Raw genomic sequence first — 17,417 nt, 5'->3', positions numbered from 1 at the left:
AGCGCATGTATCGCTATGACGAGTTCGATCACCGCTTCGTCGAGGAACGCACCGCACAGTTCCGCGATCAGGTCAGGCGCCGGCTGGCCGGCGAGATCACCGAGGACGAGTTCAAGCCGTTGCGGCTGATGAACGGTCTCTATCTGCAGCTTCATGCCTACATGCTGCGGATTGCCATTCCCTATGGTACGCTCAATGCCGCGCAGATGCGCAAGCTCGCGGACATCGCCGACTGCTACGATCGCGGCTACGGCCACTTCACGACGCGGCAGAACCTGCAACTCAACTGGCCGAAACTCGAGGATGTACCCGATATTCTCGACGAGCTGGCGTCGGTGGAGATGCATGCCATCCAGACGTCGGGAAACTGCATCCGCAATGTCACCACCGACCAGTGGGCCGGAGTGGCCGGCGATGAGGTAATGGACCCGCGTCCGTGGTGCGAACTGCTGCGCCAGTGGTCATCGCTGCATCCCGAATTCAGCTACCTGCCACGCAAGTTCAAGATCGCCATCACCGGCGCTCCGCATGACCGTGCGGCGGTGAAGATTCACGACATTGGCCTGCGCATGTGGCGCAACGCGGCCGGCGAACCCGGTTTCGAGGTGATCGTCGGCGGCGGCCTGGGACGCACCCCCATCATCGGCAAGACAGTACGGGAATTCCTCCCGGTCGACGAATTGCTGCCCTATGCCACCGCCATCGTGCGCGTTTACAACCGGCATGGGCGACGAGACAACAAGTACAAGGCCCGCATCAAGATCCTTGTCCATGAGCTGGGGCTCGACGCCTTCCGCGAGCAGGTGGAGGCCGAATATGCGGCCGGCGATCATGCCGAAGGCATCGCCATCGCCCGCGACGAGATCGAACGCATCCGCACCTATTTTGCGCCGCCACCCTATGAACGGCTTCCGGAACGCGATGCTGCCCATGATGCAGCCGTTTTCGCCGACAAGGATTTTGCCCTGTGGGTACGTAGCAACGTCGCCCGCCACAAGGTACCCGGCTACGCCATCGTCAATATCTCGCTCAAGCCGATCGGCGGTATTCCCGGCGATGCGACATCCGACCAGATGCGCACAGTGGCCGACCTCGCCGGCTGGCATAGCCACAACGAGATCCGCGTGACCCACGAGCAGAATCTCGTCCTTCCCCATGTTCGCATAAGCGATGTCCATGCCGTATGGCAGGCCCTGGAGAAGGCCGGTCTGGCCACACCCAATCTCGGACTGGTCTCCGACATCATCTCCTGCCCCGGCATGGACTACTGTGCCCTTGCCACGGCCCGCTCGATCCCGGTGGCACAATCCATCAGCCGCCGCTTCCAGAGCCTGCAACGGCAGCACGAGGTCGGCGAGATGAAGATCAAGATCTCGGGCTGCATCAATGCCTGCGGCCATCACCATGTCGGTCACATCGGTATTCTCGGCCTGGAGAAGAAGGGCGTGGAGTCCTACCAGATTACACTGGGAGGAAATGCCGACGAGGACGCGGCGCTGGGCAAGATCCTCGGACCGGGCTTTGCCTATGACAGAATCACCGATGCCGTTGAGACGATTATCGAGACCTATCTGGCCGGCCGCACCTCACAAAAGGAGAATTTTCTCTCATACTATCGTCGTGTCGGTGTGCAACCCTTCAAGGAGGCGCTCTATGCCACTGCTTAAAAACGGAAGTTTTGTCGAGGACCGCTGGATCCATGTGGCGGACGATGTCACGCCGGCCTATGGCGCCCGCGTCATCGTGACCTACGAGCGGTTGCTCGGGGTCGAGGGCGAGGACCTGTTCCAACGGGGATGCTGCGTCGGCGTGGTGGTCGAACCACATGAACGGGTCGAGGCGCTGGCCCCCTGGATCAAGTGGCTTCAGGTGATCGCCCTGCGCTTCCCGAAATTCTCCGACGGAAGATCCTATTCCTCCGCCCGTATCCTTCGGGATCGGATGGGCTACCAAAACGAACTGCGCGCCATCGGCAACGTGCTGGTCGACCAGTACGCATTCATGCGCCAGTGCGGCTTCGATTCCTTCGAGATTGCGGAGGGTCGTGCTTTCGAAAGCTGGCACAACGCCAATATTGACATGACCCTGACCTATCAGCTCGACAGTAACGCCATCGATCCCGCAAACATTCTCGAAGCCCGGCATCGCCACAAACGTGCCGAGGCAGCCTGAACGACCGGAGCCGATACGTCATGTGGGCGAAGGACGGCCCATGCATGACGGCCTGCCAGCGACCGACGCATCGATCCGACAAATCATGCCGGCTCAGAGCCCGCCGCGATGGTGGATAGCCACCAGTTGACCGCTCAACGGCGCGAGGTCGTAACCGGCCCGCGCTGCAAGATCGACCAGTTGATCGGCCGCAACGTCCGGCGCACTGGCCAGGGCCCACAGGTTGCACGACCGGGTGCCCGTACGGCAATAGGCGAGCACCGGTCGTTCGGCCGATGCCAGCGCCTCGCGCATGGCCACGACATCCGCGGCCGTCATGCCACCAGAAATCACAGGCAAGTAAATGTATTTTAATCCATGAGCGCTGGCGGCAGCCTCGGCACGATCCGATGACATCTGCCCGGAACCCTCGCCGTCCGGGCGATTATTGATGATCGTGCGGAACCCCTGCTCCCTTGCCTGGACGAAATCCTGCTCGACCAGTTGAGGGGCGACGGAGAAAGTATCATCAAGCCTGCGAAAATTCGAAGCTGACATCGGCATTCCCACCTTGTTGCAAGCCCTGACGGTCAGCGTCACCGCTGGCCCTGCGGTGCATGAAAAATGTCAGACAGTCGACCGCCAATTCCATGACCGCCTTCTTACGCCGGTAACGACACGCGATGAAGAGAGAAACAACCCCACACGTCATCGATCCCGGGTCAGTTCTTTTCCCGCTGCCGTCCGAACCCGATGGGAAAGGGTGCCCGCCGGCAGGCACCCTTCTCACTCAAGACGGGAACAAAGGATCAGGCGCCAACCATCTGATGGAGACGCTGAACGGTACCGGCATCGAGACCAAGACCGTTTGCGAGTTTCTGCAGGTATTGCTCCTCGGCCTGAGTATCGACCTTGATGGCGAGAAGCGACGCGGCATAGACCTGTGCCGCCACCTGGGTGTTGGGAACCTCACTGATGAGCCCTTGAAGGTCGAGGGGCTTGGACATCTCCTGAACGACGAAACTGCGCTCCTCTTCGCTGATGCCGCCTTCCTCCAGCTTGCCGACGATGCGCTGCATTTCGTCATCCTGGATCTGGCCATCTGCCTTCGCTGCGGAGATCATCGCCTTGAGGCACAATTCGGCCGTCTGCGGTGCAGCCATCTGCTGCGCTTCATGCTCGGTGATCTGCACCGGCTGCGCCTGAGCCGCTCCCTGGCCTGACTGTCCGTGTTGCCAGTTCTTCAGGGCAGACAGGGCAAGCGTCCCCAGCAGCGCCATGGCACTCCCGCCGATCGCCCCCTTGACGGCACCGCCACCACCACCTAGCAGGGCACCGGCAATGGCACCGATGCCACCGACCTGCGCATTACTCATGCCTCCCGACCCGCCGGAAGACTTGCCGCCGAGCAGGCTGCCGAGCATGTCCCCGAGGCCACCGCCCCCCTGCTGGCCACCGCCAAGCATCCCCGCCAGACCGCCCAGTCCGCCGGCACTCGACCCTCCCTGTCCACCACCCCCAAGAAGGCCGCCGAGGATCTGTTCGAGGCCGCCTCCCTGGCCGCCGATACCGCGATCGCCAAGGGCATGGGTCAGACGGCCCTGTGTCTGGCCGGACATGCCTTGCTGCAACAGCTGGCCAACGATGTCTCCGAAATTCATACTTGCTCTCCACGTCGCCCGCTCATCCGAACAAGCGGCTCCGATAGGGGTGTTCCCTCGAAAAGGTTCGTGTGACGATGGTCTTGGCCTGGCGCGGTACAATTATCGTTGCCGGTCTGCATACCAGCAGATTGGCCGTCGGTCGACGCCGATGACCATCGCGCGGTCACACTGCATGGTGCCTGCAGGGCTGAAGACGATACCGCGATACGACCAATCCTCAGCCATCCTTCATCAGCACATTGAGACGCATGGGTTGGTTGAACACCATGCCCTGATCGCAAGGAGTTCCCAATTCGCGATACAAACATTCCATGGATTCACGTACAGTGTGGAGTTTTTCGGCCCGCTGCGGATCGGCGGCCAGCAGATGCCCGATCACTTCATCGAGCGAGGTCTGAACCAGATGGGTGTCGTAGTGGATTTCATGCGTCTGCCTCAAGCCGTGGCCAACCGCGCGGCGCAAGGCGGCCAGAGCGTGGCCGCGGATCCCGGTCTCGTCCTCAAGCGGCTGCATGAGACGAAAATGCCGGCCTTCGGCGAGCGGCTCGACCACGACGATTCGTCCCTGTGCCTGAACCACCCGGGAAGCCTCGGCGATGGCCCGATCCATCATCGCCACCGGAACGTGATGCAGGCTGTTGAAGAACAGGGCGATGTCCAGGCTCTCGTCGGCCAGCGGCAGGCTTTCTGCCATGGCAGCAATCGAAGGGCGCAGGGCCGCCTGGGGATCGATACCGACCGCATTCATGCCCTGCTTCCTGAACCAGCCCGCCAGCGCCCCGCGTCCGCAGCCTATGTCGACGATTGCCCCCTCCAGCGGAGCGACAACCTCGCGCAGGACTTCGGTGTGACGGCGAAGAGGATAGTCCACGGTGCGTCCATTCTCCGGGCAAGGTTGATGTTCGGCCCGACAAGGCCTACAGCTTGGTTCCACGTTGGTTCAATGACAATCTTCAGGACCCGATAGTCTTGCGTGGAATGCTTTTCACCATTTTCGTTCTTTTCGCGTTGCTCATCTCCAGCGCAGCCGTGGCCTGGTATGTGTGGACCGAGATCGGCGATGTCGAGATCGGCCTGCATGGCCAGATCGCCCTCCTTGCCGGCGTATCGGCGACATTCCTGCTCGGCGTGGGACTGATGTGGCTGGTTTATTACAGCCACCACAAGGGATATGACGACGAAGCCGGGCATGACTGAACCCGTTCGATCATTGACGGACGCGTACTGCTACCCCGAACCGCCGCCATGGCTAGTGCCGGAGACCATGCAGCCATGCCATTGAGTATTTTCACCCTGCTGTCGGTGGCAGTCGGCGGAGCCATCGGAGCGGTCAGCCGCTATCTCGTCTATGTGACCGTGGCACGCACCATCGGCACCGGCTTTCCGTTGGCCACGCTGGTTGTCAATATCGCCGGTTCGTTCGTGATGGGCGCCTTTGTCGAACTATCGGCAACCCGCCTGCAGGTTACACCGGAGGTCCGCAGCCTGATCGCTGTCGGCCTGCTCGGCGCGTTCACGACGTTCTCCACCTTCTCCCTCGACGTGGTGGTTCTCTACGAACGCGGGCGGCACCTGAGTGCAGCCGCCTATGTCCTGATGTCGGTGGTCTTCTGCATTGCCGCCCTTGGCCTCGGCATGGCCGCATTCCGGCGATTGTAGCCACGACACGACAATCGCCGGGGCATCGGGAGTACAATGGCACCGACCCGGGAAATGGAAAATACAGACATTATCCCGTAATTACACACTCTCGAAATGGCATCACGCGAGGTCATCGCGTTTCGCGGATGCGCTCAACTTTCGTTATTTTTATATTATGATCCAGACACTTATTTATTTGCCATCCTACATTGGAAATGCGATGCCATGCTGTTAAAAAAGCAATATCATTTTGAAAGGGTCCAATCGACTGCTTGAGAGGCAGATCGCCAAAATGTCCAGCGACCGCGCCAAGAGACACTCCCACGATACGGACGGGCCGTCTCCTGCCGATCCCCGGATCGGAGCGGATCAGTGGCGCCGGCGCGCTTCCAACCTCGCCATTGCAGCCGGTATCATCGGCTATCTCAGCGGTTTCATTCCGGCAATGGCCGATACCAATTTCGATACGGCATTCCTGAACCATCTTGCCGTTCGAGGGATATCCTGCGCATTCGCAACCCTGGCACTCCTTGCCGGCATCATCATTACCCGGCCGACAAGCAAGCTTCCGTGGATCATGCTCCTGATCCTGATTGCGAGCTTCACGCTGAGGCCGCTGACGATGCATACCGGCCATATCATGCTGTGGAATGGCTGGCTCATATTCATGATGCTGGCCCTCCAGGGCGGTGCGGCCGTGGCAGCACTTGCAGCAGTCATACGGTTACGCAAGACCGACAGCATCACCGATACCCGGCTCGAAGTCGCGATCATCCTGATTGCCTATACGGCAGTGGTCATTCCCTTCGTGGCCGTTCCGGGCTGGATGGCATATGACCTCCTGCCGCTTGCCCTTGGCCTGGGCGTGGTGGCTCCGGCCGGATATGTCTTCATCACCGGGCTCGTTGCCCGTTTGATCTTCATCGATATCCTGCGCGGCCGTGCCTTTCGGCTTTTGATGGCCGGATGGCTACTCATGATCGGTGGCGACGTGATTGTCCACAACGTCATCGAACTCTCGGGATGGGCCATCGGCGCGGCAGCATTCGATGTCTATCCGCTCTCGTCCTTCCTGTGGGTGGCCGCCTGCCTCGCCCCGTCGGCCGAAGATATCTCCAGACCGGCGACTGAAGCTCGCGGCGACTGGTCCGCGATCCGGTCGTTTGCCATCGTGACCGCTGCGGCCCTTCCGCTGGTCGTCGGAATATTTGCCGATGATGCCAGCATGGTGGAGGAAATGATCGTCGCCACCCTTGGCATCGTCATCCTGGTGCTGCTGATCATTCGAGCACGCATCGCCGTCGCCGCATACGCAGAGTCGGAAAAGAGCCTGATCGAGCTGTCCCGAACCGACCCGCTCACGCGATTGCTCAACCGTCGCGGCCTGATCAACCATGCCATGACGGAAACACGCCCGATCGGCGTCGCCTACATCGATATCGATGGCTTCAAGCTGCTCAATGACGTTCATGGTCACGACTATGGCGACCGATTGCTGATCGAGGTCGGACAGCGCCTCGACAGCATTGCGAAGCCCGTGGTGGCCACGGCACGCATCGGCGGTGACGAGTTTGCGACATTGTTTGCGAACACGTCGAAAGGAGCCGTCGACCAGACGCGCCGCGCGATCGAAAATGCATTCAAGGCCGAATTCCTCATGTGCGACCGGCCTGTGCGCGTGACGGCCAGCACTGGTCTTGCCACTGCAGACTACAGCGGCCATGCAGACGATGCCCCGCCCGCGCCGACACGACACGAGCTCCTCGAATTGCTGCGCAAGGCGGACATCGCGCAATATTACGCCAAATCGAGTGGAGGCGATTGCAGCCGTTACTACACGGAGGCGATGCACGTCGAACGGGCACGCCAGGAACGCATCATCGACGCCCTCAAGGTCGTCGGAAATGACGACCTGTTCTACCTGGACTATCAGGCTATCGTCGATCTTGGCGGCGGAGAAATCGTCAGTGCGGAAGCGCTCGCACGCTTGCACTCGCCTGATCTCGACAACGTCTCCCCAGACGACTTCGTCCCCTTGGCGGAAAAGCATGGATACATCAACGCGTTGGGTGACTGGGTCTTCCACTCCGTGCTGACCTCCGTCGAGCTGGCCGTCGATACCCTACCCGGAAACTTCCGCATATCGGTGAATGTTTCGCCCCTGCAACTCGGATCGGACCATCTGGTCCATGCAGCCCTGTCCGCTGCCATCGACAAACCGGAGGCTGCGGCCCGGATCCGGATCGAAGTCACCGAATCGGCCTTTGTCGATGACGACAGTCTGGCACGACTGACAAAACTCAAGAAAGCTGGCTATTCCATTGCGATTGATGATTTCGGCAGCGAATACGCATCCCTGCAATATCTTGCCCGCCTCGATGTCGACACACTGAAGCTCGACCGGTCGTTCACAAGCCTGATCACCACCGAGCTGCGGACGAGGAAGATCGTCCAGCACATCATCGATCTGGCGTCTGAAATGAACATCATCGTGATTGCCGAAGGAATCGAGACGGCGGCCCAGCACGAAACCCTCGCCTCGATGGGCTGCCATTTCGGTCAGGGATTCCTGTGGGACCGTCCTGCCCGCAGTCTTGATCGGATTCTGGCAAAGTATCGGGGCGGCCCCTCACCCTGGCGGGCCGGTACACGGATGGCGCAACCCACGCCGCCTGTCCAAAATCCGGCAAATACTATCGGAGCGACAAGCATGATCCGACGTCACCCATCCCGCTCGGGCCCTACCTGACGAATGGATCGAAACAGGGTGAGTCTTCCGCAAACGGTTCACACCTTGGAACCGCCTTTGATCCATGACGGTTCGCCGTCGGGTTCGATCAGTTCGATGATGCCGTGGGCTTGCGGCCTCAGGTCGATAGTCGCGGGTTCACCGGTGCAGGTCACCGCAATCGCGGGAATGCAGGGAACAAACGATACAGGCAGGTTGATGACCGCACGGCAGGCAGCCTGGTTCAAGATTGCGATGCGCCCCCGTCCGGTCATCAGCAGCCAGCTGCCGTCCCCCGTGCGTCGTGGCTCGATGCCGCTGAAGGCTGCATAGCGTCGCGCCGCTTTGTCCGCATCCTCGACGCAGATGGCAATATCGCTCAGCGATTGCCAGCCATTCGCCTGCGGAGACCATGGCGGGCACCAGACATATTCAGGTGTGTGGTGCTGGCAAATCTGGATCCTCCCCTCGGACATGGCATTGGGAGGCACGCGCACTACCGAGAACCGTGCCACGGTGTCGGCATCCGGCTTCCCCTCGATTTTCACGGGGCGTTGCAGATTCACCAGAGGCAGGGGCTCGAAACCTCCAGTCTTGAGGCGCTCATGGTCTGCTTGCGCATTATCGCTACCGAATGCGATCAGATGAAACCCACGGTACCGATCGATTCGCTCGCGCATCTGCGAGGCCAGCGGTGAATCAGCGATCGGCGTCAGGAATTCGAGATAGCCTCGGGACAGAACCGCGAGCCGGTTGGCAGTTCCGGCAGCCGCAGGCTCACCGTCTGGCCCACGGTTGTACTGCGGCGTGAAGGGTGTCAGCCGCAGACCCAACCCTTCGAGCCGCTTTGCCAGTGCATCCAGATTATCAGTAAACAGTCCCACATGGTCGATTGTCAGTTTCGGCATGTTCTCCCCCATTTCCCGGCTTGTCGTCATGCTCTGCTCTCCCAGTCAAATCCGACGCTGCATGCAGGCAGCCATGATACGAAAGGGCATGGATACCGGCGGGCGCGCATTCACGCCGTGCGCAAGACGGTGGTCGGCCAGGCGGGCAAGCGTGAAGGCAGCCATGGCCGTTCGTGGCGGCGGGCGGCCAGCGCGGGCCCGCCGGAGATAGTTGCCGGCCTTCTCGCGGTCCCGGGGATCGCCACTGAGCGACAGGCTGTATGCAGCACCGACGGCCGAAGCGCGCCGCACCAGACCCGCGTCGCCAACTCCCAGCGTTTCGGCAAAAAGCCGCTGGAGCCTCGCCGCGGTACGCGTGGCAACCGACGCATCCACGTCTCCTGTCCGCTCGGGCATCTCGAGCATCGACGAGAACAGGTCGATGAGATCATAGAGGCCATCGCGATTCAACGCGGCGATATCCAGCAGGTCGGGCAGAAAATCAGGCCCCGCACGATCATTTGCCGCGAGCCGATCGCGCCACCATTGCAGGCGGATCAGGCCAAGGAAAGGTTCGCTTGCAAGGTGGGGAATTCTTCGCAGTTCATGATGAAACAGGATGAGTGCGGTCAGCTGTCGTCGCGATCCAGCGGGCATGAAGGGGACCGTTGCGATCGAGATGTAGCGGTCGAGATCACAATCGGCCGCGGCTTCGGCCATGGCAGCCGGGTTTGAATTGCGCTTGTCCTGTTCAACTGTAATGTTCCCGCCCATGAAACCCGTAACCACCTCGAACCGAAATCGTGCCCGCGACAACCTCGCACGCCTGACATTCGGCCGGGACAGCCTGATCTGTCATGAGGCCCGAAACTTCGGCCAGGCCAGGCAGGAGTTGTTCGTTGCCACCTATATGGCGATGCGGATGATCGATGACCATGTCGATCATCAGCCGGCTTGCGATCGCGGCCCTGAAAGCCCGACCCTGGCACGCATCGCGTCGTGGCGCGAGAATATCCGCACTGCTGCATCGGGAATCGCTCCCGGGACCCACGACCCGCTCGAAGCCGATATACTGTTCGAACTTTCGCGCACCCTGCCCGGCGCGGACCTCGGCCCGCGCCCCTGGGATGCCCTGGCCCTGGCCATGCGAGCGGATGCACTCGGACAGCTGATGCCGACATTCGAGGATTTTCTCGCCTATGCGGAAGGTGCCACTGTGGCGCCGACCTATGTCTTCACCTGGCTGCTCGCCGCCGACGACAGCACATGCAATCTGTCTTCGAACACGAGCAATGAGGAAATCTGGGATCTTGCCCGCCCGTTGGGAATCAGTTGCTATCTCACGCACATCATGCGCGACCTCGTGCAGGATGCCCGCGCCGGCCACAACCTTCTCACCATTCCACGGGAATTGTGGGACGATCTGTCGGATGATCGCGAGGCGCTCGCAAGCCGGCTTGCGGGAGAAGGTGCGCGGGAGGTGATAATCCTCCGCCATCGCCTGTTCGAACGATTGTCGACTTTCGCCAATGCCACGAATGAGGCACGCAACCGGCTGATGCAGATTCTCGCCCCGGAGAACCAGCTCATTCTCAAGCGAATTCTTGCTCATTATGCGAATTGTGCCATTCAAATGACGTCTTCGCGAGGAAATGAACGGCATATCCGCGCTGAAACCTGACCCTTGGGCCTTCCCACAAGCGCCCATTGCTCCTATCTAGCGGGTTGGAGACCGCTATTTCCATCACGATCGAAAAGATGAGGAAACCATGGCATTCGAGCTCCCAGACCTACCGTACGACTATGAAGCGCTGGCTCCCTACATGTCGTCGCAGACCCTGCACCTGCACCACGACAAGCATCACCAGACCTATGTCACCAATCTCAATAACCTGATCGAAGGCTCGGGACTCGAAGGCAAAAGCCTTGAGGACATCGTCGTTGAGAGCTCCAAGGACCCGGCCAAGGCGGGTATCCTCAACAATGCCGGTCAGCACTGGAACCATTGCCTGTTCTGGCGGGTAATGAGGAAGGGCGGTGGCGGCAAGCCCGGCGGCGAGGTTGCCCGTCGCATCGACAACGATTTCGGCGGCTACGACAAGTTTGCCGAGGCGTTCAAGCAGGCTGGCGCCACCCAGTTCGGTTCGGGCTGGGCCTGGCTGGCGCTGGATGGCGACAAGCTCAAGGTGACGAAGACCGCCAACGGTCTCAATCCGTTGGTCGATGGCATGATCCCCCTGCTTGGTATCGACGTATGGGAGCATGCCTATTACCTGGATTACCAGAACCGTCGCCCGGAATATCTGGCAGCATTCCTGAACAATCTGGTAAACTGGGAAGCGGTCGAAGGCGAACTCGCCAACGCCACCGCCTGATCCCCGAAGTCCTGCCGGCCATTTGGTCGGTCGCTTCGATCGAAAACGGGGCCGGCTTTCGGCCCCGTTTGCCTGTCGAGGATGATATTGCTCATGGATCTGCACAAGACACTCATCGCCCTGGCACTCACGATGGCCATCAGCGGTTGTGCCGCGACGTCAACGAGCATTGCCAAGCGCAATCTCGATGTGCAGACGAAGATGTCGGACACCATTTTCCTGGATCCGGTGAGACCGTCGGCAAGAGTTGTCTATGTCGAGGTTCGCAATACCTCCGACAAGCCTGACTTCGACATCGAACGCGACATCATCGAAAAATTGAATGTCAACGGCTTTCGGGTGACGGGCGACCCGGATCGTGCACAGTTCATGCTGCAGGCCAATGTGCTACAGGCCGGGAAGACCAGCCAGACAGCCGCCGAGGAAGCCAATCGGGGTGGGTTCGGCAGTGTCCTCACCGGTGGGGCCGTCGGCGCCGCTGCCGGTTGGGGTCTCGGCAAGGCCGGTGGCAAGGATAGCGTCTTGACGGCCGGCGGTGCATTGCTTGGCGCGGGTATCGCCACAGTGGCCGATGCATTCGTGCAGGATGTCACCTATTCGATCATCACCGATATCCAGATCTCGGAGCGCGTGGCCCCTGGCGATTATGTGAGCCAGGACGAGGAACTGAAATCGTCTCAGGGATCGAGCGGTTCGATCAGCCAGTATTCGAGCGGTCAGGGCCGATGGAAGCGCTATAGAAGCCGTGTGGTTTCCACGGCCAACCAGGCCAATCTCGACTGGCCGGATGCGGCGCCACAACTGGTTGATGGTCTCACCCGTTCGATTGCGGGCATTTTCTGAGTCCGGCGATACAGGGTGCACCGAGCCGGATGGCAAACTCCCCGACGGAAATCCGCCATAGCAAATCTTCAACTATCGCGTCAGATTTGCTATGCCCTTGTCAACGTTCAGGCTCGATGGTTCTTTCCCGACATGTCACGGAACTGCCCGAATTGCGGTGCTCAGCTCGAAACACGTATTCAACGGTTGAAAATCGTCACCTGTAACTATTGCGACAGTGTCGTCATGCTTGAGGACGATGCCTTGCGACTGGCCGGCAGGAGCGGCACCATGGCCACCGTACCATCGCTCATCGAGATGCACCGGAGCTTTTCCTGGCGTGGTCGCAGTTTCACACCGATGGGGCATGCGCGGATCGATTACGAGCATGGCTTCTGGGATGAATGGTGGGTGGTCGAACACGGTGATGGCGTCTGGATCAGCGTCGACGAAGGCGATCTCGCCTTCGAGCGCCCCCTTCCTCACGACTCCATCCAGCTCGACGACTGGTCCCGCATGCGGCTCGGCAACGGTATCGTCGTCGCGGGTCGAACACTGGTTGTCAGCGAGATCGGCACGGGCATCGTGCGTGCCGTGCGCGGCGAACTGCCGGAAGTTCTCATGCCCGGCCAACGCTTCGATTATGCCCATTTGAGTGGCCCGCTGTCGCAACTGGTGACCATCGAAAACGAAAATGGCGACATTACCGGCACCGATGGATTATGGGTCGATCCCTTCGAGATCGAGATCGCATGATCACCGCTCCGGAAACTCTGCGATCAATCCAGTGCACTTCCTGCGCGGCACCCCTGCCGCTTAAAGGGGGGCATCAGGTACGCAGCCTCGTCTGTTCCTATTGCGGGGCCGTAATGGATGCACATGCCGACTTTGCCATCCTGGCCCAGTATCGCAATCTCGAACGTCCCTCGAGTCCGTTCGGTATTGGCATGGAGGGGCAGATCAAGGGCGTACCGTTCGCAATCATCGGCACGGTCGCTTATCGTAGCCGCGATGAGTGGGGTGTGTATGACTGGGTCAGTTACCAGATCTTCTCCCCCACCCACGGTTATGCATGGCTGACCTGGAACGATGCCCATGTCATCTTCAGCCGACGGGTTCGTGACCTGCCCGATCCGCCCGTCTTGTCAGACTTCCATCGCAAGGGCACTGTGACATTCCGTGACCGGATCTACAGGCAGTACGAGCGCTACGAGGCGAACATCACGTTCGTCGAGGGTGAACTGACCTGGCTCGCGCACCTCGGCGACACGACAAGTATCGTCGAAGCCATCTCCCCGCCCTTCGTCTTCGAATACGAGCAATCCGGCAGCGAGCTTGAATATACTCTATCGGAATATATCCCTCGATCCGAGGCTGAAGCGGCATTTGGTGTCGATCTCGGCGCCTCACGCAGTGCGGACATTCACCCCGCCCAGCCCTTCGAGGAAAGTGCCTTCACCACGGCTATTGCCAGCGTCGGTCCGTTTGCCACAGCCGCAGCCCTATGCGGCCTGCTCATGACATGGGTCATCGGAGGCGGAACGGTCGTCTTGAATGACAGTTTCGGCAACCCTGCCAGTGGACTCAGCCCGCTTTCCTTCGAAATCCATCGCCCGAATCAACTTGTGAATCTCGAAATGCGCTCACCGGTCGACAATGGCTGGGCCTATTACGACGTGTCCATAGAAGACGACGAAGGCGAACCCATTCTCGAACTGGGATCCGAGATTTCCTATTATCACGGCTATGACGATGGCCATTGGAGCGAGGGATCGCAAACGACCTCCACACTCTTTCGCGTTCCGGCCGCCGGTCGGTACAACATGGAGATCGAGCTCGATCCGGAAAGCGTCCAGGTGCCGCCGCTGCAGGTCCGGATCCTCGAAGGTGCGATGCCCCGGCGTTACTTCACAGGCTTGCTGGCAATCTCGATCCTTTGTATGGCCATGCCTGCATACAGGCGGTGGAAATTCGAGAAGAAGCGCTGGGACGACACCGATGACTAGACTCGTGGCGACCGTCTTCATCGTGATAACGGCCGGTGTAACCTATGCCACCTGGTACGGTGTGGGGGCTGAAAGCAGTACGGTGGTCCGCAGCGTCCGCTCCGGCAGTCTGGGCAACGGCACAAGTTTTGGCGTCAAGTAACGGGTAGAGGTTCCATGGATATCCTCGACGGCATCAGGTTGAGCGAGTTGGTCGCCACGATTGTCTACACCTTTCTGGGGTTCGGGCTGTTCCTCGCCTGTTTTTGGATTCTCGACAAGATCACCCATTTCTCGATCCAGAAAGAGTTGATCGAGGACCAGAACATCGCCCTTGCCATCCTCATGGGCGCGGCCGCGATAGCCCTTTCGATCATCATCGGCAACGTCATCCGATAACCCGCGAACAACCCTGATCGTGGATGCCAATCCCTACCTGCCGCTGCTCGTCGCGACTTTCGTCATCGCCACGGCGGGTCTGGTCTACGAGTTGATCGCCGGGACCGTCTCCAGCTATCTGCTGGGCGATTCGGTCTATCAGTTCTCGCTCGTCATTGGCCTGTTCATGTCGGCCATGGGCATTGGTGCATGGCTCTCGCGTCATGTCGAACACATCGAATCGGCCTTTATAGTGACCCAGGTGGCGTTGGCAACGGCCGGCGGACTCAGCGCATTGGCATTGTTCAATGCCTTTGTGCTGATCGACAATTATGATGCGCTGCTGTTCACGCTCTGCATACTCATCGGGACGCTGGTCGGACTGGAGATTCCGCTGGTTCTTCGGATTCTCGAACGTCGCGCCGAACTGCGTATCAACATCTCCAACATTCTCACCGCCGACTATATCGGCGCACTCGCTGCGGCTCTGCTTTTTCCATTGGTACTGGTGCCGCAGCTGGGGCTGATCCGCACCGCCCTGGTGTTCGGACTGCTGAACCTCGCCACAGCCCTGCTGGCTGCGCGCCTGTTCCACCTGCCGCGAACCCTTTGGTTGATCCTGCCCAGTCTGGCCGTCCTGTGCACGGCCTTCGTCAACAGCGAGCGCATGGTCGGCTTCATCGAGGCAAGGCTGTTCGATTCGGAAATTATCTTCAGTGAGGATACCCCCTATCAGCGACTGGTGGTTACAGCGGAAAGGGACCGCGTGCAGCTGTTCCTCAATGGCAACCTGCAATTCGACACGCTGGATGAATATCGCTATCATGAGAGCCTCGTCCATCCCGTCATGTCGCGAGCAAGTCGCCGCAACAATGTGCTCATACTGGGTGGCGGCGATGGGATGGGCGCGCGTGAGGTGGAACGTTGGCCTGACGTCGATCATATCACCCTGGTCGATATCGATCCGGTGATGACATCCCTTTTTCGTGACAATGACCGGCTGGCTTCGTTGAATGGCCGATCCCTGAACGATCCGAGGGTGGAGATCGTCAACGAGGATGGCTGGAAATTTCTCGAAAGCAACGATCAGCTCTACGACGTCATCATTCTGGATCTGCCCGATCCCCACGACCTGCAGATTTCGCGCCTCTACAGCCGCAGCTTCTACAGCCTGCTCGCCGGACACATGTCGCATGACGGGTTGCTCGTCACCCAGGCAACGTCGCCGTTGTTTGCCCGGGAGGCGTTCTGGTGCATCGAGGAAACCCTGGGAGCGACGCTTTCCCCCTTGGACAAGGGAGAGACGTTCTACACCCTCCCTTACCATGCCTATGTCCCCAGCTTCGGCGAATGGGGATTCGTCATGGCCGGCATGCGTATTCCGCGCAATCCGCATGCCGCCATACCGGATGGATTGCGCTTCTTCGAACCATCAATGTTCGAAGAGATGCAGTATTTTCCTGACGATATGGCGAAGGTCGATATTGAGGAGAACACCATCATCGACCACCCGTTGCCAGCCTATTATGAAAAGGGCTGGGACCACTGGTTCCGCTGACAGCACTGCCCAAGTCATGTCAACAATGGTCAGCATGGATATGAAGTCAGAACGGAGGTCCGGACTCCATATCCACCCTGCTCAGTCGTAGACCATCACCGAAGGATTGGTCGCCGTCGTGCTGCTGTGTCCGCCGCGCATGGCATCGAAGAACTCCCTTCCGACGCTGCGCCAGGCCTGTTCGAGGGGGTCATCCCAGGCCTCGCCAATCATCTCGGCCAAGAGCGAGATCCATGACTGCGCCAGTGTATCGTAGTCCCGGCTGCGCACCCCCAGAACGGCCAGATCCCGACCGGAATTGCGCAACATGGGTTCGATGTTCTGCCAATAGAGAGCACATCGTGCCGCCTCAAGCAATGCGATCGCCAGTTGCTCCGACGGCTCTCCACGCAATCTTCCGGCAAGCTCCGGAAGTGATTTTCCCACTCGGTCGACAAGCCCGGCAGCGAGCACGCTTCGTTGACCGGCAAGAAGAACGAGACTTCGACGCAGATGATGATAGTCGACCTGATTCATTGTTCCGGGGTCCAGCTTGATCCATGCGGGATCACCATGCACCCAAGGGGTTTAAATGTTCGTGAACCCCGAAGCCGATTCCGGCCTGCCAACGTCGAGCGTGACGATGTCACCCATCCCGGGATCGAAGACAGCGTCCGAGCATCGCAACGGCCTTTTCGCCCGGCACATGGACCAGATCCGAGATCTTCATCATTCCAAGACTGTCATGAAAGCGTAATGATCGTGGATTGGGCGGCAGGGTATTCACCTCGCAGAACAACCATTGGGCATCATCCGCGAAATCCTCGACGAAACGATCATAGAGAGCTCGGCCTGCCCCCAGGCCACGTGCGGCCTCGTCGATCATGATCCGGTCGACATAGATGAACCGATCGTAGCGCTGGTTGAACCAGAGATAATTCGGACTGCGATAGGCAGCGCCTTCACGCATGCCGAGCAATACACCCACCGGACGATCACCCATGAATGCCGCTCCCAGCCAGTGCGGCATCGCAAGGCGCTCCATAAGCCCGGCATGGTCCATGCTCCCTACCTCGGGAACATTGGCAGCGTTGATTCCCAGTATCCAGTCGTGAAATTCCGGGCCGATTCGGCGTACAGTCACACTTTGTCGCGGAATTTTACGCGAATCAGACACTTCTTCTCCTCAAATCCCAGAATATTCGAGCTGGTCCCGAAGAAGGCCCAGTTCGGCTACTTACCAACGCGT

20 protein-coding genes are annotated in these 17,417 nt (G+C 59.7%); 13 read left to right on the top strand and 7 right to left on the bottom strand.

Annotated elements, in window-relative coordinates:
- Positions 1-5 precede the first annotated feature (5 nt).
- Positions 6-1,667, top strand: coding sequence for a nitrite/sulfite reductase (locus tag H6851_13750; GenBank protein MCB9944668.1), 1,662 nt, complete (start codon positions 6-8; stop codon positions 1,665-1,667).
- The gene (locus H6851_13745) at positions 1,654-2,172 is read left to right on the top strand and encodes a DUF934 domain-containing protein (protein MCB9944667.1); all 519 of its coding nucleotides are present in this window, start codon (positions 1,654-1,656) and stop codon (positions 2,170-2,172) included. The genes H6851_13750 and H6851_13745 overlap by 14 nt, the downstream gene beginning before the upstream one ends.
- A 93-nt stretch (positions 2,173-2,265) precedes the next feature.
- Here the strand turns inward: H6851_13745 and H6851_13740 are convergent, their stop codons facing one another.
- The 3 genes from H6851_13740 to H6851_13730 form a co-directional block, all read right to left on the bottom strand.
- Positions 2,266-2,709 carry a TIGR01244 family phosphatase gene (locus H6851_13740; protein MCB9944666.1) on the bottom strand — a complete coding sequence of 148 codons (444 nt, stop codon included), beginning with the start codon at positions 2,707-2,709 and terminating at the stop codon, positions 2,266-2,268.
- A 251-nt stretch (positions 2,710-2,960) separates the two neighbouring features.
- The gene (locus tag H6851_13735) at positions 2,961-3,812 is read right to left on the bottom strand and encodes a tellurite resistance TerB family protein (protein MCB9944665.1); all 852 of its coding nucleotides are present in this window, start codon (positions 3,810-3,812) and stop codon (positions 2,961-2,963) included.
- Between the two features lie 220 nt (positions 3,813-4,032).
- On the bottom strand, positions 4,033-4,686 hold the full coding sequence (locus H6851_13730; GenBank protein MCB9944664.1) for a class I SAM-dependent methyltransferase: 654 nt from the start codon (positions 4,684-4,686) through the stop codon (positions 4,033-4,035).
- Positions 4,687-4,784: 98 nt separating this feature from the next.
- Between H6851_13730 and H6851_13725 the strand changes: the two genes are divergently transcribed.
- From H6851_13725 to H6851_13715, 3 genes are all read left to right on the top strand, one after another.
- Positions 4,785-5,012, top strand: coding sequence for a hypothetical protein (locus H6851_13725; GenBank protein ID MCB9944663.1), 228 nt, complete (start codon positions 4,785-4,787; stop codon positions 5,010-5,012).
- 87 nt (positions 5,013-5,099) lie between these two features.
- On the top strand, positions 5,100-5,474 hold the full coding sequence (crcB, locus tag H6851_13720; protein MCB9944662.1) for a fluoride efflux transporter CrcB: 375 nt from the start codon (positions 5,100-5,102) through the stop codon (positions 5,472-5,474).
- A 274-nt stretch (positions 5,475-5,748) separates the two neighbouring features.
- A complete protein-coding gene (locus tag H6851_13715; GenBank protein MCB9944661.1) occupies positions 5,749-8,205 on the top strand; it encodes an EAL domain-containing protein in 2,457 nt (818 codons plus the stop codon).
- 38 nt (positions 8,206-8,243) lie between these two features.
- On the opposite strand, the gene H6851_13710 is transcribed toward H6851_13715, so the two are convergent.
- Together H6851_13710 and H6851_13705 are read right to left on the bottom strand one after the other, a co-directional pair.
- The gene (locus H6851_13710; protein ID MCB9944660.1) at positions 8,244-9,122 is read right to left on the bottom strand and encodes a VOC family protein; all 879 of its coding nucleotides are present in this window, start codon (positions 9,120-9,122) and stop codon (positions 8,244-8,246) included.
- Between the two features lie 15 nt (positions 9,123-9,137).
- Complete coding sequence (locus H6851_13705) at positions 9,138-9,845, bottom strand: squalene/phytoene synthase family protein (protein ID MCB9944659.1); 708 nt, start codon at positions 9,843-9,845, stop codon at positions 9,138-9,140.
- Between H6851_13705 and H6851_13700 the strand changes: the two genes are divergently transcribed.
- From H6851_13700 to H6851_13665, 8 genes are all read left to right on the top strand, one after another.
- A complete protein-coding gene (locus H6851_13700; protein ID MCB9944658.1) occupies positions 9,844-10,752 on the top strand; it encodes a squalene/phytoene synthase family protein in 909 nt (302 codons plus the stop codon). The genes H6851_13705 and H6851_13700 overlap by 2 nt on opposite strands.
- An 88-nt stretch (positions 10,753-10,840) precedes the next feature.
- A complete protein-coding gene (locus tag H6851_13695; protein MCB9944657.1) occupies positions 10,841-11,446 on the top strand; it encodes a superoxide dismutase in 606 nt (201 codons plus the stop codon).
- A gap of 93 nt (positions 11,447-11,539) precedes the next feature.
- The gene (locus H6851_13690; GenBank protein MCB9944656.1) at positions 11,540-12,289 is read left to right on the top strand and encodes a complement resistance protein TraT; all 750 of its coding nucleotides are present in this window, start codon (positions 11,540-11,542) and stop codon (positions 12,287-12,289) included.
- A 225-nt stretch (positions 12,290-12,514) separates the two neighbouring features.
- The gene (locus tag H6851_13685) at positions 12,515-13,024 is read left to right on the top strand and encodes a DUF4178 domain-containing protein (protein ID MCB9944655.1); all 510 of its coding nucleotides are present in this window, start codon (positions 12,515-12,517) and stop codon (positions 13,022-13,024) included.
- 113 nt (positions 13,025-13,137) lie between these two features.
- Positions 13,138-14,274 (top strand): DUF4178 domain-containing protein, encoded by a 1,137-nt coding sequence (locus H6851_13680; protein ID MCB9944654.1) that lies wholly within the window; start codon positions 13,138-13,140, stop codon positions 14,272-14,274.
- Positions 14,267-14,416: a hypothetical protein gene (locus H6851_13675; GenBank protein MCB9944653.1), complete on the top strand. Its 150-nt coding sequence runs from the start codon at positions 14,267-14,269 to the stop codon at positions 14,414-14,416. The genes H6851_13680 and H6851_13675 overlap by 8 nt, the downstream gene beginning before the upstream one ends.
- Positions 14,417-14,430: 14 nt before the next feature.
- Positions 14,431-14,652, top strand: a complete 222-nt coding sequence (locus H6851_13670; protein MCB9944652.1) for a DUF350 domain-containing protein — start codon at positions 14,431-14,433, stop codon at positions 14,650-14,652.
- Between the two features lie 13 nt (positions 14,653-14,665).
- The gene (locus H6851_13665; protein MCB9944651.1) at positions 14,666-16,189 is read left to right on the top strand and encodes a polyamine aminopropyltransferase; all 1,524 of its coding nucleotides are present in this window, start codon (positions 14,666-14,668) and stop codon (positions 16,187-16,189) included.
- A gap of 81 nt (positions 16,190-16,270) precedes the next feature.
- Here the strand turns inward: H6851_13665 and H6851_13660 are convergent, their stop codons facing one another.
- Both H6851_13660 and H6851_13655 read right to left on the bottom strand, forming a co-directional pair.
- Entirely contained in the window at positions 16,271-16,705 is a 435-nt protein-coding gene (locus H6851_13660) for a hypothetical protein (protein MCB9944650.1), read from the bottom strand.
- A 109-nt stretch (positions 16,706-16,814) separates the two neighbouring features.
- Complete coding sequence (locus H6851_13655) at positions 16,815-17,312, bottom strand: GNAT family N-acetyltransferase (protein ID MCB9944649.1); 498 nt, start codon at positions 17,310-17,312, stop codon at positions 16,815-16,817.
- Between the last annotated feature and the right edge of the window lie 105 nt (positions 17,313-17,417).

It is taken from the genome of Geminicoccaceae bacterium (genome assembly GCA_020638465.1).
GTDB lineage: Bacteria > Pseudomonadota > Alphaproteobacteria > Geminicoccales > Geminicoccaceae > JAGREO01.
The sequence above is the reverse complement of the archived record's forward strand: the minus strand, read 5'-3'. Positions and strand labels throughout refer to the sequence as shown.